The sequence below is a fragment of the Pseudomonas sp. NBRC 111124 genome, assembly GCF_001320245.1.
GTDB lineage: Bacteria > Pseudomonadota > Gammaproteobacteria > Pseudomonadales > Pseudomonadaceae > Aquipseudomonas.
Genome location: NZ_BCBA01000013.1, coordinates 186,131 through 201,112 on the forward strand (window position 1 = coordinate 186,131; position 14,982 = coordinate 201,112).

Here is a 14,982-nt window from a genome sequence, read left to right on the forward strand (position 1 = left end):
AAAGTGTTGGCCCGGCGGCTCTAGCGGCGCACGGGCTGGGCAGTGGATTGCAGCAGGTGTTGCAAACGGTCGGTCACGGCCCAGAACGCCATTGGCTCGTGGGTCGGATACGGGTAGTGGCCAAGGTTCAGGTGCAGCTCGGCGCCGCGCTCGCGCAGGCGTTGCTCGACCAGGCTGCGCACCGCGACGGGCCGACCACTGGCGCAATTGACCACACCGGAAAATTCAGGATGCTGCAGCAGCGCAGCCAGTTGGCGCGCAGCGTCGGTAATCGACTGGAAATCGCGCAGTTGCTCGCCAGCGGACATGTCGAAGGTGGCCGCGCCGGCGTCGATGGCGCGGTCGAGCGCGGCCAACAGGCTGTTGGGGTTCTGCCCTTCGCCATGCAAGTAGAACAGCCGCGCCCATTGCAGGGTAAACGGCTGATGCAGCTGAAGCGCCTGAAGGAACTGGTGCAGGCTGTGCTTGGCCAAGCCATAGGGGTTGGCCGGGCGGGCTGCACACTGCTCGTCCAGCGGGCCACTCTGCATGCCGTACTCGAAGCAGGTGCCGGTCACCAACACCTGGCGTACGCCGGACTCGACCGCGTGCTTGATAAAGCGATAGTCGGCCATCAGGTTCTGCTCCAGGTGAAACAGCGCCTGGTAGTTGGGCAGCCCCGGCCAGGCCAGGTGGGCAACGGCATCAACGCCGTCGACCCAGCTCGCGACCTGCTCTGCACCGGCCTGCTGCAGGTCGCCGGCAACGAACTGCACCTGATCGAACCACGGCAGGGTGCGCGCACGCTGCTCATCACGGGCCAGTGCGCGCACGCTGCAACCCCGGGCCAGCAGCTCGGCCACCAGGTGGCGACCGACAAAGCCCGTGGCGCCGGTCACCAGCACATGCAGGGCGGTCATAACACCGTCAGCTCAGGCACGGCGATGACGAACTGCCCGCCCCATTCGCGGATACCAGCTTGCTGTTCGCTGACCTCACGCAGCAGGTTCCACGGCAGTACCAGCACGTAGTCCGGCTGCTCCTCGGCCAGGCGCCCAGGCGCCACCACCGGGATACGGCTGCCGGGCAGGAACTTGCCCTGCTTGTGCGGGTTGGCGTCGGCCACCCAGGCCAGCAGGTCGGCCCTGACCCCGGCATAGTTGAGCAAGGTGTTGCCCTTGGCCGCAGCGCCATACCCGACCACGCGCTTCCCGGCAGCCTTGGCGTCGAGCAAGAAGCGCAACAGCTGCAACTTGATGCGCTCGGCGGCCGGGGCCAAGGTCGAGTAGAAACCGGCGCTGCGCACACCCACATCCTCTTCCAGCGCCAGCAGGCTGGCGACCGTAGGCTCGATCGCCCGGCGCTGGCCATCGGCGCGCTGCACGAACACCCGTAGCGAACCGCCATGGGTCGGCAGCTCCTGCACGTCGAAGATTTCCAGGCCGTTGCGCTGACAGAGAATCTGCACCGCAGTCAGCGAGAGGTAGGAATAGTGCTCGTGGTACAAGGTGTCGAACTGGTGCTCGGCGATCAGCGACAGCAAGTGGGGGAACTCGAAGGTGGCAACCCCCGCCGGCTTGAGCAAGGTAGCGAAACCACCGAGGAAATCATTGATGTCCGGCACATGGGCGAGCACGTTGTTGGCCGCCATCAGGTCAGCGCCCCAGCCTTCGCCGAGCAACTGCGCGGCCACTTGGCGACCGAAGAATACCTCACGGATATCCAGGCCCTTGTCCCGCGCTGCATCGGCAGTGCTGCGGGTCGGCTCGACGCCCAGGCAAGGGATACCGCGCGCCGCCACGTACTGCAGCAGGTAACCATCGTTGGCGGCGATTTCCACCACACGGCTGTCGGTATTCAACGCAAACCGCTCGACCATGCTCGCCACGTAGGCCTGGGCATGGGCCAGCCAAGAGCTGGAAAAGGAGCTGAAATAGGCATAGTCGGCGTCGAACAGCTGCTCGGCGCGGGTGTAATCCTCGGTCTGCACCAGCCAGCACTGGTCGCATACCCCCACTTTCAGCGGCACCCACTGCTCGGCCTCGGCCAGTTGTTCGGGGCGCAGGTAAGCGTTGGAGGGCGGCGAGGTGCCCAGATCGATCAACGGCAGGTGCAGGGCGCTGCCACAACCACGGCAATTCATACGGTCACTCCGGTAAAGCGGTCGTCCAGCCAAGGATGCATCGCATCCCGGGCCGAGAGGTTGATCACGGGCAACGGCCAGGCAATGGCCAGGCGCGGGTCGAGCACCGAAAGCCCGCCCTCGTGCTCCGGGGCGTAGTCGGCGCTGTGCAGGTAAAGCAGCTCGGCATCCTCGCTCAAGGCCTGGAAGCCGTGGGCGAAACCGGCAGGCACCAGCAGGCTGCTGCCCTCCCCGGCCTTGAGGTGTTCGGCGTGCCATTGCAGAAAAGTCGGCGACCCGGTGCGCAGGTCGACCACCACATCCCATACCTCACCGCGCAGGCAAGTGATGTACTTGCTCTCCGGCTGCGGCCCGGCTTGGTAGTGCAGGCCTCTCACGCTGCCACGCTCGCGGGTCAGCGAGCGATTGATCTGCCGGATGTGGAACGGCGCGCCGAAATGCTCCAGGCTGTCTTCACAGTACAACCGGGCAAAGGCGCCCCGGTCATCCTCGACACGGCGGTGCTCGATGCGAGCCAGGCCCGCCAGCGGCAAGGGGTGCAGGGCGTACTGGCTCACAGCGACTCCCGGTACAGGCTCAGCTGGGTCAGGCTGACCGCGCGCATGTCCATGCCTTTACGCCAGGCCAGGTGCCAACCCAGGGTCTGTGCGAGGCATTCGTTGAGCGTCCAGCGCGGGCGCCAGCCGAGCAGTTGGCGTGCGCGCGCGCTGTCCAGGCGCAACAGCCCGGCTTCGTGCAGCTCGCTCTTCTGAAATTCGACACCCGGCGCCTGGGGCCATTGACCGGCCAGCAGCTGGACCACTTCGCCGACGCTGCACATGTCGTCATCGCCAGGGCCGAAGTTCCACGCACCGGCGTAGCGCTGGCCCTGTTCGTACAGGCCGGCGGCCAGCAGCAGGTAACCTGCCAGCGGCTCCAGGGCGTGCTGCCACGGGCGCACCGCCTGGGGGAAGCGCAAGGTCACCGGCTCACCTGCCGACCACGCCTTGAGCACATCGGGGATCAGCCGCTCAGGGGAGAAGTCGCCGCCGCCGAGCACGTTACCGGCACGCGCAGTGGCCAGGCTCAGGCCATGCTCGGCATGCCGCTCGGCTGGGAAGAACGAGGCCGCGTACGACTGCGCGAGGATTTCGCAGCAGGCCTTGCTGCTGCTGTAGGGGTCGTGCCCGCCGAGCGCCTCGTTCTCGCGGTACGGCCAGGACCACTCCTGGTTGGCGTAGACCTTGTCGGTGGTGACCACCACGCAGGCGCGCACGCCGCCGACCTGGCGAATGGCCTCGAGCAGGTTGAGGGTGCCCATGACGTTGGTCGAGTAGGTGCCCAACGGGTCGCGATAACCTTCGCGCACCAGCGGCTGTGCCGCCAGGTGCAGGACGATTTCCGGCTGCACTTCGGCGACCAGTTCCAGCAGCACGCCGAGGTCGCGCACGTCGCCACGGCGGTCATCGATGCCCTCACCCACCCGCGCCAGTTCGAACAAGCTCGGCTCGGTGGACGGATCGAGGGCGAAGCCGGTGACCTGCGCGCCCATGCTTTGCAGCCAGAGCACCAGCCAGCTGCCTTTGAAACCCGTGTGGCCGGTGACCAGAACGCGCTTGCCAGCCCAGAACGCCGGGCTCAGCCCCATTGCTTCCATGGGGCCTCCCCGCTGCTCCACAGTTGCTCCAAGTGGTTCTTGTCGCGCAGGGTGTCCATTGGATGCCAGAAACCATCATGCTCGAACGACATCAACTGGCCTTCATCCGCCAAGGTGATCAGCGGCTCGTTTTCCCACGGCATGGCGTCGTCAGCGATGTACCCAATGACTTTGGGCGACAGCACGAAGAAACCGCCATTGATCCAGCCACCATCACCGCGCGGCTTCTCACTGAACCCCCGGACCAGGTTGCCTTCGCGCTTCAAGGCGCCGTAGCGCCCAGGGGGCTGTACGGCAGTGACCGTGGCCAGCTTGCCGTGGCCGCGATGAAAGTCCACCAACGCACCAATGTTCAGGTCCGACACGCCGTCGCCGTAGGTGAAGCAGAACGCTTGTTCGTCTTCCACGTACTTGGCGACACGACGCAGGCGGCCACCGGTCATGGTTTCATCACCGGTATCCACCAGCGTCACGCGCCATGGCTCGCTGTAGTTCTGGTGCACGTCCATGCGGTTGGCGCGCATGTCGAAGGTGACGTCGGAGGTGTGCAGGAAGTAGTTGGCGAAGAAATCCTTGATCGCGTAGCCCTTGTAGCCCAGGCAGATCACGAAGTCATGGATGCCATGCGCCGAGTACTGCTTCATGATGTGCCAAAGAATTGGCTTGCCACCGATTTCGATCATGGGTTTGGGCTTGAGGTGCGACTCTTCGCTGATCCGCGTGCCGAGCCCACCCGCCAGAATGACTGCCTTCATCGATTTCCTCATGCACTACACGCCCCCGGCACCGCCAGGGCGAAGGATTTATGGCGATATCGAGGTTCACTGCAGGAAATGCGCCAATCTGCACAAATGACTGGGGCCGCATTGCGGCCCCAGTCTCATCAAGCGGACTTCAGTCAGCCAACCAGCCCCACTCCCAATGCCGCAGGTTGTCATCACGCAGCACGAAATCGCGCATCACCGCCTCGCGCAGCTCATCGCCCATGCGGTAGCTGGCGGCCGGGTCCGCCAGGTGCGAGCGGATCGCCTGCAACCACTCCTCGGTACTGTTCCCGTACACCCGGGTACACGGCAGGTAGCCGCGGTAGGCCTCGGTGTCGGTGCAGATGGTCGGGTAGCCGCAGGCGCCATATTCCAGCAGCCGCAGGTTGCTCTTGCAGTCGTTGAAGATGTGGAACTCCAGCGGTGCCAGGGCAAGGTCGAGGTTCAGGCTGGCCAGCTTGGCCGGGTAAAGCGCCAGCGGTACGCCCGGGTGGTACTCGTGGATGTACGGCTTGAGCGCCTCCGGGCACATGCCGAAGAACACCCATTCCACTTCGTCAGCCAGTTCGCGCACCACCTGGGCGATGATTTCCAGGTCGCCACTGTGGCTGGTGCCACCCCCCCAGCCGACCCGCGGCTTGCTGGACGTGCCGCGGCGGCTGACCGGCAGGCCGGTCCACAGGTGCGGGGCGAGCATGTTCGGCACCACACGGATGTCGCTGTGCATGTCCGCCAAGGCATTGGCCAGCGCCTGGGTAGTCACCACCAGGCGGTCGCACAGGCTGATACCGCGGCGCAGGTGCTGCTCGATGTCGGCCGGTTTGTTGCGCGCATGGGTGTTTTTCTTCGGCGCACTGAGCACATAGTCGTCGATCTCGAAGACACGCCGGGCGTTTGAGAACCGCGCGATACGCTCGATATCACGCACCGAGTCATCGTTGTGGCGCAGCTGCAGGATGATCACGTCCGGATCCATCCGCGCCAACTGGACCACGGTCGGCGACTCGTAGGCCACCCGACCGACCACGCGCCCTGCGGCCTCCAGTTGCTTGAACGGTTGCTCGACGCGGTAGTGACCGACGGCACTGTCATTGATCGGCAGCCCTAATACCGACGGCAATGCGCGGGCGCACAGCGGGTTCCAGCTGCCGCGCAGACTCGGTTCGAGGCTGAAGTCAGCGGTGGCCAGGCCCAGGTTGGGGTTGTAGGCAGGATCGCGGATCACCTTGCTCAGCCAGCGCTCGCAGAAGACCTTCTGCTGTTCGAGCAGAGCATCCTGATCGAGGCCATCGCGCACGGCCGGCACTTCGCGCTTGAGCAGCACGGCGTAAGGCGTACCGACCACCAGGTAACCCTGACTACCGGCGCGCAGGCACAGGTCGAGCTCAGCCATGCCCTGGCTCAGTGGTTGCGCGCCCAGCCCACCCAGTTCGTCGAACACCGCTTTGCGCACCAGCAGGCAATCGCCGCCGACGGCGCTCCAGTCCTGAACCACCTGCAAGCGCTGCAAATAGCCGCGCGACTCGGCGGCCTCACCGGCAAAGGCCAGGCCCGCCACGCTTGAGACACCCAGCACCCTGCCTGCCTCGACCACCCGCCCCTGAGCATCGATCAGCTTGGCACCGACCACCGCCACTTCAGGGCGCTGGGCATGTTGCAGCAACTCGCCCAGCCACTGGCCGTCAAACACCTGCACGCTGGCATCGAGCAGCAGCAGGTAGTCACCGCGCGCCTGGCTGGCGGCAGCGTCAATCAACTGACTGCGCGCATCGCCGAGTGCGCGGACCACGCGCAGCATGCCCACACCCAGTTCACCCATGGCCTGCAGCCAGGCTGCCATGTCTGCTCCGACCTCGCGCCCGGCGACCATCAGCACTTCGTAATGGCTATAGACCGTGCGCTCGATCACCCCCTCGACACAGGCCTGCAGGCTGGCCAGGTCGTTACCGACCGGTACGATGATCGACACCAGCGGGCTGTCGCCATGCAGGTAGTCGACCCGATTGAGCAGCGCCAGGTCGTCGTGGCGGATGTCGTGCGCCACGCCCAGGCGGTGCAGGTGCGCGGCCAGCACCGGCGCGCTCTGGGCAATGACATCGGGCTGCGACAACCACTGGGCGAAGCTGAACGCCGACTGCACCTGAATCTCGGCGATGTGCTCGATCACCTGAGGGCCACGGGTCTCGACCAGGCGCCAGAGCAGGTCATGGGGAGCCAGTTCGGTGAAACCGCTGTCGAAGCCGCCAAGGTCGAGAATCGCCTCACGGGAAAAAGCCAGGGTGCGGCCGACATAGGGGTAGCTGCGCAGCAGGTCGAGGTTGAAGTCAGGCTTGAAGACCGGCTCGCCCGGCTGCTCGTCAATCCAGGCGCCTTCGTCGCTGTAGGCGCAAGCCAGGCCGGGGAATACGGCCGCACGCTCGGCCAGCAGCAGTACCGCTGACTCGCCCAGACGGTCGCCGGCGCGCAACAGGTAGATCCAGTCGGCATCGTGCAGCGACGCCAGGAGCTGGTTCAACTGTTGAGGCCAGTCGCTTTGCAGCGGCTGGTGCATCAGGGGAATCTGGCTGGCCGGGACGTCATCGCCCAGCACGACACAGGCATGCACCGGGTACAGTTGCGCGGCCAGGCTGTCGAGGGTCCGTTGCAGGGCAAGGGCATCACCGTCGACATCCAGCACCACCGGCACGATGCGCGGCTGCTGCGGCCAGGCGGCGATGGCCTGCGGCAGCAGGCCGCGCTGCACGTCACTGAAGCGGCGCGCCGCCAGCCACTGCTGATACAGCTCGGCGTAGCTCTCGCAGTCACTGCCGACCCGGCCGCCCAGGCGGGTCTGCCAGTTGCTGATGATCCTCGCCACGCATAATTCCTGCCACTGGCGCGGTTGCTCCTGCGCCTCGGTCAGCGGGACATAGCGCACCCAGCCGCTGGCCGGTGCCGCTTCACCGCTGCGTGCGGCGAGCATCTGCATCATCCAGCGCCATTCCTGCGGCGCCCCTTGCACCACCGCCTCCTGCTTGCTCAGGCGCTGCGGATGCAGGCGCTCGATAAGGCCGGGCTCACTGAGCATGATCATGTTGCCACGGCGCATCAGGCAGGCGAACAGCGCCAGGTCCAGCAGCGCGACAAAGCTCAGGCCATCGCCGGTCAGCGCCTGCAGCCATTGCAGAGCCTGATCGCGGCGCATCAGCGCTGCCGAGAAATTGCCGAGGAAGTTCACCGGGCGGCCGTCGAGCATCGCCAGCATGTCTTCGCCCTTGAACAGGCTGTCGACGTTGGCGAAGCGCGCATTGGCAATACGCATCGGCAGGATGAAATTATTCTCGTCGCACAATACACGCTGCGACAGCACCAGGCCGACTTCCTCATGCCTGTGCAGAGCCTCAGCCTGGTGCGCCACACACTGCGGGAACAACCGGTCGTCGTCGCACAGCACCTTGACCAGCTCGCCACGGGCCAGCTCCACGGCCCGCAGCAGGTTGCCGACAAAGCCCAGGTGCCGGGCATTGCGTACATAGCGCACACGCGGCTCATCCACGAGCGCGTTAACGGTCGCCTCGATCTCCTCGCTTTCGCTGTCATCGCAGACCAGTACCTCCAGTGCATCGTAGGTCTGGCCTAGTGCGCTTTGCAGGGCCATGGCAAAGAACCGCGGGCGGTAGGCGGGGATGACGATACTGACGAGAGGCTTTTCGTTCACGTTGACGACCTTGCAAAAAAAAGTGCGCCGCACCTGACGGTGACGGCGCACGATTGGCTACGCACGCAGCGTTATCAGATGTAGTTGACCAGCGACAGGCCGGCGACCTTGGCGTATGCCTGCAGCGAGGCTTGCAGCATGTTGGTCTGCATGGTCAGGCGGATCATCACCTCGGCCGGATCGCTTTCGCGGATCGAACTCTGGGTCTTGGTGTTTTCCGCGCTCAGCGCCGAGTTGGTCTCGGCCTGCACGTCCAGCGCCTGGCCACGGCCACCGATCGAGGCAATCGACGAAGTCACCTGGTTGGTAGCACTGCCGATGTTGCCGATGGCTGAGTCCAGCGCCGCCTTGAAGTTTTGCGCGGCCGCTGGATCGCCGTCGATCGGAGTGTTCAGTGCGGCACGCAGCTGGCCGATGGTGTCGAGGATGTTCTGGGTCTGGTGAGTGTCGACCTTGACCGCGAACGAGTCGCCGGCACTTGGCGTGCCCGACAGATCGAACTGCACGCCCATCGCCGTGGCTGTGCTACCGCTCAGGGTACCGCTGGAGATCGGCTTGCTGTTGGCGCTGACCGGGGCGGTATACAACTCGAAATCGGTGGCGCTGGTGAACTTGAGCACCGCGCCTTCCGGGAAGGCGGCCTTGTAGGCGGCCTGGTCGACCACGCTGGCACCGGTGACCTGGGCCGAAGAGGTGTTGCCCGGGCTGCGGGTGCCGCTGATCTGGTCAGCCTTGGAGGTCAGGCTGAATTTATGACCGGCAATGGCGGCATCCGGGTCGGCGGAGTCACCGGCCTTGAAGCTGACTTCCAGACGCAGGTCGACACCGCGGAAGGTGATCTGGGTGTTTTCGCCGTTGGGGTCGAACTTGCCGCCTTGGGTCGCCTCAAGGGTCACATCGGTGCCACTGGCGTCGGTGATCTTGAATTCGGTACTGCTGGTGAATTCGATGCTGTAGGGCTCGCCACTGCGGAAACGGTCATTGTAGGTGGCGTTGCCGGAGACCTGGCCGTTGGACAGGCTGACGCGGCCGTCATCGGTCGCCGGCGCGGTCAGCGTGGTCTGGCTGCGGCTGGTGTTCAGCGCCTGCTCGAAAGCATCGTAGCCGGTCTCGTTGGCAGCCAGGCTCAGCATGTCGCCCACTTGCAGTTTCAGCTGCGACTGGTCGCCCTGGTAGGTGTAGGTACCATCAGCGTTGCGCACGTAGGGCTGGGTATCACCCTTGGAGCCGGAGAAGATGTACTTGCCGTTCTCGTCTTTGCTGTTCATCAAACTGAACAGTTGCTGCTCCAGCGAGTCCAGCTCAGCGGCGTTGGCCTTGCGATCAGCGTCGGTAAAGCCGGCGTTACCGGAGCTGACTGCCAGTTCGTTGACCCGCTGCAGAATGGTGCCGATCGCGTTCAGGGTGCTTTCGGCCGTGCCCAGGGCATTGCGCACGTTGGTGGTGTTGCCGTTGTACTGGGCGATCAGGTTCTGTTGCTGCTCAAGCTGCAGCAGGCGCGCGGCGCCCACCGGGTCGTCCTTGGCCGAACGCACGCGGATGTTGTCACTGGCGTCCTGCTGGCTCTTCGCCGCATTGGCGAAGTTCTTCTGATAATTGGACTGGGTGGTGTTATAGAACTGCGAAGTAGAGATGCGTACGCTCACGATCTACGGCTCCTTAAAGACTGTTGATCAGGGTGGCGAAGGTTTCCTGGGCCGCCTTGATGATCTGCGACGACGCGGTGTAGTACTGCTGGAACTTGATCAGGTTGCCGGTTTCTTCATCGATCGACACCCCGGACAACCCATTGCGCCCCTCCACGGCCGAGGTGTGCAGCGCGTTGGTGGCGTCGCTGTCCATCTGTGCCTGCCCGGCCTTGCCACCCACGTTGGACACAAGCTTGGCATAGGCATCGGTGAAGCTGATGCCCTTGCCGTCGGCACCGACTTCGACGGTGCCCTTGGTCTGCAGGTCCAGCACCGACTGGGCGTTGCGATTGTCGGCCGAACCCGAAGCGGTCATTGCCACGGTGAAGCTGTCACCGTTCTTCGGCGCGCCGGAAACGGTCATCTCGAAGCTGAAGGTCTTCTGCGTGGCGCCATCCATGATCGGGTTGCCGCTGGCATCGACCATCGGCACCGACAGCTGCAGCTTGTTGTCCTGGCCCGGCACGATGGTGCCGCTGCCAATGGCGTTGCCCTTGGAGTCGTACATCGTGTACGCCTGGGGCGAGGCTGTGTCATCACCAAACACCAGCTTGACCGGCGTCGAATACTTGATGCCGGTCTGCAGGTCGGCACGCTGGGCTGCATCGTAGATATCCAGCTCGGACGTCAGGGTCGGCTGGGTGATGGCGCCGGTGCCCTTGTTGCCCGAGGCACTGGTCCCGGTCAAAGGCGCGGCCATGGCCAGGCGCTTGGGATCGGTCAGGGTCGCTTCGATGTTGGCAGCAGCGTTGCGCGTCGGCGTGACCTTGAAGCTGTCACCCGCGCTCAGGGCGCCACCGTTGAGTGCCAGGCTGAAGCCATCGATGACCGGCGCCGGGTCATCGTCCAGGCTGTAGGTGCCCATGTCGGTACCATCGGGCAACTTGCGCACGGTGTACTGTTTGTCGCTGGTGAAGGTCACCTGGTAATCGCTGGTGGTCAGCTTGCCGGTGTCCTTGATGGTGACATCAAGGTTGCCGGAACCCGCGCTGTTGCCCGCCTTGGCGATACTGCGCTGGCTGATGGCCGCGGCACTGTTGATGTCGGCAAACATCGCCGCCCCAAACTCGCCGTTCTTGTCGATCCCCTGGGCCAGCTGGCTGTTGATGGCATCGGCCACCACCAGGGCCACACGGCCGAGCTCATTCATCGCAGGGTCGAGGGTTTCCTTGCGGTAGCGGATCAGGCCCCCCAGCTCACCACCGGTGGTGCTGTTGGTGATGTCCATCTTGGTCGAGCCGCGATTGAGGATCAGGCTCATGCGGGTCGGGTCGGTGGCGCTCGGTTCGACACCAATGGTCTGGGTGGTATTGCCCAGCACCAGGGCCTGGCCGTTTTTCAGGTAGATGTCGTAGTTGCCGTTCTTCTGCTCGACCACGTCGGCACCGATCAGCGCCGACAACTCGCGCACCGCGCCATCGCGCTGGTCGAGCAGGTCGTTGGGCTGGCCGTTGACGGCGGTCATCTTGGAGATCTGGCCGTTGAGGTCGGCAATCGACTTGGTCAACGCATTGACCTTGTCGGCTATCGACGCCATGTTGGAATTGATGTCGCTGTTCTGCTGGTTGAACTGCGCCGACAGGGTGTTGAAACGCTTGGCCAGGGACTGGGCACTGGTCAGCAGCAACTGGCGCGAAGCATCTTCGGTCGGCTTCGCCGAGGCGTCCTGCAGCGCGGTGAAAAAACTCTGCAGCGCAGCGGTGATGCCGGTGTCGCTACTCGACAGGGCGGTGTCCAGCGGGGTGATCTGATTCAGGTACGAGGTGGCGTCGCTGCTCAGCGAGGTGGTGGTACGCAGCTGGTTCTCGAGGAACGCGTTGTACACCCGGCGCACGTCGGCCAGGGTGGTGCCGGAGCCAATGAACACTTGGCCGACCTGTTGGCCGCCCTTGGTCTTCTGCACGTTCTGCTGGCGCGAGTAGCTCTCGACATCGGCGTTGGCGATGTTGTTACCGAGGGTGTACATCCCCGACTGCGCGGCGCCAAGCCCCGACATGCCAATATTGATCAGACTCGCCATGGTTCCATACCCTTAAAGTTTCGTTGTGGTACCGAGCATTGCGTAGCTCTCGTACGACTTCATCTGTCTTGCGATCTGCGAGATCTTGCTGGCGTAGTTCGGGTCGGTGGCGTACCCGGCCTTTTGCAGTTCTCGCACGAATTGTTCTGGGTTATCGGCCGACTTCACCGCATCTTGATAGCGCGAATTGCTCTGCAGCAGGCTTACCAGGTCGTGGAAGCTGTCCTGGTACGAATCGTAGGAACGGAACGCCGCCGTCTCCTTGACGAACTGACCGTCGCGGAACTCGCTGGTGATCGCCCGCGCCGAATCGCCTTGCCAGTTACTGCTGGCCTTGATGCCGAACAGGTTGTGGCTGCTGCTGCCGTCGCTGTTGCGCATGACCGACTTGCCCCAGCCGGTTTCCAGGGCGGCCTGGGCCACCAGGTAACGTGGGTCGACGCCGATGCGCTTGGCGGCCTGCTCGGCCATCGGCAGCATGGTGGCGACGAATTCGTCGCTGTCGGCAAAGGCCTTCTTCGGCGCCAGCGGCGGCTGCGCCACGGCACGGCCAGTGATGCGCAGGCCGTTGTCCGGGATGGCGATGGTCTTGGCCACCTGTTGCCCGTCACGGGCCGGCACGGTAGCGGTATGGGTGGCCGCAGCGGGGCCGGTGGCCGAGGGCACGATGCCGGCCAGCAGGCGGTCTGTGAGCTTGCCCGGCAGCGCCAGGCGCCGCGAGTTGAGCGCGGCGACGTCGTTGCGCGCGGCCGTGGCCTGGGTGGCCTGCACCGGGTCGGCCACCTTGTTGCCCCACAGCGTCGGGGCGTTGCCATCGACACGCGGAAACGGGCTGGTGTTGGCCGGGGTGCTCTTGTTCTTCGACAGCTGGCGCACCAGCACGTCCTGCAGGCCGATACCGCCACCCTCGCGGGACATGCTCACGGCCAGCTGCTGGTCGTACATGTCGCGGTACTGCTTGACCGTCTCGCTGTTCATCGGGTTGTCGTCGGCCAGCACGTCACTGGCCTTGCGCGAGGCCTTGAGCATCTCGCTGATGAACAGCGACTCGAACTCCTGGGCCACCTTGCGCACGTTGGCGTCGCTGTCGCGGTCGCCGTGCTTGAGCGAGCTCAGGCGGTTGAGGTCGGTGTAGGCACCGCTGTCGGCGTGGCTGGAGACCAGACTTTTCGAATTCATCCGTGGCGTCCTCAGATCACGATCAGGTCGGCCTGCAAGGCGCCGGCCTGTTTCAGTGCTTCGAGGATGGCCATCAGGTCGCCCGGTGCCGCGCCGACCTGGTTCACCGCGCGGACGATCTCATCCAGCGTGGTCCCCGGGCCGAACTTGAACATCGGCTTGGCTTCCTGTTCGGCATTGACCCGCGAACGCGGCACCACCGCCGTCTGGCCATTGGAGAACGGCCCCGGCTGGCTGACGATCGGGTCTTCGGTAATGGTCACAGTCAGGCTGCCGTGGGTCACCGCCGCCGGCGAGACCTTGACGTTCTGGCCGATGACGATGGTGCCGGTGCGCGAGTTGATGATGACCTTGGCCACCGCCTGGCCCGGGTCGATCTCGAGATTCTCGAGGATCGACAGGTAGTCGACGCGCTGGCTTGGGTCCATCGGCGCGGTAACGCGCACCGAGCCGCCGTCCACGGCCTGGGCCACACCTGGGCCGAGCAGGTCGTTGACCTTGTCGACAATGCGCTTGGCGGTGGTGAAGTCCGGGCGATTGAGGTTCAGGGTCAGGCTATTGCCCTGGTTGAAGCCGCTCGGCACGGCGCGCTCGACCGATGCACCACCAGGAATACGGCCTGCCGACGGAACGTTGACGGTGATCTTCGAGCCGTCACGGCCTTCGGCATCGAAGCCGCCCACCACCAGGTTACCTTGGGCGATGGCGTAGACGTTGCCGTCGATACCCTTGAGCGGGGTCATCAACAGGCTGCCGCCACGCAGGCTTTTGGAGTTGCCGATCGACGAAACGGTGATGTCCACCACCTGGCCCGGCTTGGCGAACGCCGGCAGGTCGGCATGCACCGATACCGCGGCGACGTTCTTCAGCTGCACGTTGCCAGAGCCGGCCGGCACCTTGATGCCGAACTGCGACAGCATGTTGTTGAAGGTCTGCAGGGTGAACGGCGTCTGGGTGGTCTGGTCACCCGTACCGTTCAGGCCCACTACCAGGCCATAGCCGATCAACTGGTTGGAACGCACGCCGGAGATACTGGCAATGTCCTTCAGGCGCTCGGCTTGGGCACCGAACGCGCAGGACAGGAGCAGGGTCACGGCAATCAGCTGCCTAACGTTGAACATGTTCATCCGTACTCAGAAGGGCCAAAGCGGGCTCATGAAGAAGCGGTCCAGCCAGCCGGGCTGACTGGCATCGGCGAACGAACCGGTACCCGAATAGGTGATGCGCGCATCGGCCACGCGGGTGGACGGCACGGTGTTGTCGGTGGCGATGTCGTCGGCGCGGATCAGGCCGGCGATACGTACCAGCTCTTCACCGGTGTTCAGGGTCATCCACTTTTCGCCGCGTACGGCGATGATGCCGTTGGGCAGCACCTCGGCCACGGTGACGGTGATCGAACCGGTCAGGGTGTTGCCCTGGGTGGCCTTGCTGTCGCCCTTGGTGGTGCGGTCGCCGCTGTAACCCGCTTCCAGCGACAGGTCACCACCGCCGAACGGGTTGTTGGTGTTCGGCGAGGAACCGAACAGCGAGGTCAGGCCAATGTCCGCCTTGCTGTTCTTCTGGATCTGCGAACCTGCGTTCTTGCTCGCCGAGGTGCGCTCGTTGAGGGTGATGGTGATGATGTCACCCACCCGGAACGCCTTGCGGTCGGTGTACAGGCCCTGCTCGAAACCGGCCTGGTAGATCGAACCGTTGTTGGCTGCCGCCGGCAGCGGGGTGCGCGGCAGAACCGGCGCGTAATACGGGTCGTTCGGCTTGGGCGTCGGCGCGACGCAACCTGCCAATACAACCGCCCCCCCCAGGGCGAACACAGACAACAGACGTTTCATGACACTGACCTCACGGTGTAACGGGAACAGAACCTGCACTAGGTTTG

At 64.6% G+C, this 14,982-nt stretch carries 11 protein-coding genes; all 11 read right to left on the reverse strand.

Annotated features, from left to right (window positions below):
• Positions 1–20: 20 nt before the first annotated feature.
• Positions 21–899 carry an NAD(P)-dependent oxidoreductase gene (locus APH28_RS07460; RefSeq protein WP_060508314.1) on the reverse strand — a complete coding sequence of 293 codons (879 nt, stop codon included), beginning with the start codon at positions 897–899 and terminating at the stop codon, positions 21–23.
• Positions 896–2,122: a class I SAM-dependent methyltransferase gene (locus APH28_RS07465; protein WP_060508315.1), complete on the reverse strand. Its 1,227-nt coding sequence runs from the start codon at positions 2,120–2,122 to the stop codon at positions 896–898. Before APH28_RS07465 ends, APH28_RS07460 begins: the two co-directional genes overlap by 4 nt.
• The gene (locus tag APH28_RS07470; RefSeq protein ID WP_060508316.1) at positions 2,119–2,679 is read right to left on the reverse strand and encodes a dTDP-4-dehydrorhamnose 3,5-epimerase family protein; all 561 of its coding nucleotides are present in this window, start codon (positions 2,677–2,679) and stop codon (positions 2,119–2,121) included. Before APH28_RS07470 ends, APH28_RS07465 begins: the two co-directional genes overlap by 4 nt.
• The gene (gene rfbG, locus APH28_RS07475; protein ID WP_060508317.1) at positions 2,676–3,758 is read right to left on the reverse strand and encodes a CDP-glucose 4,6-dehydratase; all 1,083 of its coding nucleotides are present in this window, start codon (positions 3,756–3,758) and stop codon (positions 2,676–2,678) included. Before rfbG ends, APH28_RS07470 begins: the two co-directional genes overlap by 4 nt.
• The gene (gene rfbF / locus APH28_RS07480) at positions 3,740–4,513 is read right to left on the reverse strand and encodes a glucose-1-phosphate cytidylyltransferase (RefSeq protein ID WP_060508318.1); all 774 of its coding nucleotides are present in this window, start codon (positions 4,511–4,513) and stop codon (positions 3,740–3,742) included. The genes rfbG and rfbF overlap by 19 nt, the downstream gene beginning before the upstream one ends.
• Before the next feature lie 139 nt (positions 4,514–4,652).
• Positions 4,653–8,219 carry a glycosyltransferase gene (locus APH28_RS07485; protein WP_060508319.1) on the reverse strand — a complete coding sequence of 1,189 codons (3,567 nt, stop codon included), beginning with the start codon at positions 8,217–8,219 and terminating at the stop codon, positions 4,653–4,655.
• Positions 8,220–8,293: 74 nt separating this feature from the next.
• Positions 8,294–9,865, reverse strand: coding sequence for a flagellar hook-associated protein 3 (locus APH28_RS07490; RefSeq protein ID WP_060508320.1), 1,572 nt, complete (start codon positions 9,863–9,865; stop codon positions 8,294–8,296).
• A 13-nt stretch (positions 9,866–9,878) separates the two neighbouring features.
• On the reverse strand, positions 9,879–11,927 hold the full coding sequence (gene flgK, locus APH28_RS07495; protein ID WP_060508321.1) for a flagellar hook-associated protein FlgK: 2,049 nt from the start codon (positions 11,925–11,927) through the stop codon (positions 9,879–9,881).
• Positions 11,928–11,939: 12 nt separating this feature from the next.
• Positions 11,940–13,106: a flagellar assembly peptidoglycan hydrolase FlgJ gene (gene flgJ / locus APH28_RS07500; protein WP_060508322.1), complete on the reverse strand. Its 1,167-nt coding sequence runs from the start codon at positions 13,104–13,106 to the stop codon at positions 11,940–11,942.
• Between the two features lie 11 nt (positions 13,107–13,117).
• Complete coding sequence (locus APH28_RS07505; protein ID WP_060508374.1) at positions 13,118–14,227, reverse strand: flagellar basal body P-ring protein FlgI; 1,110 nt, start codon at positions 14,225–14,227, stop codon at positions 13,118–13,120.
• A gap of 12 nt (positions 14,228–14,239) precedes the next feature.
• Positions 14,240–14,935 carry a flagellar basal body L-ring protein FlgH gene (flgH, locus tag APH28_RS07510; RefSeq protein WP_060508323.1) on the reverse strand — a complete coding sequence of 232 codons (696 nt, stop codon included), beginning with the start codon at positions 14,933–14,935 and terminating at the stop codon, positions 14,240–14,242.
• Positions 14,936–14,982 lie beyond the last annotated feature (47 nt).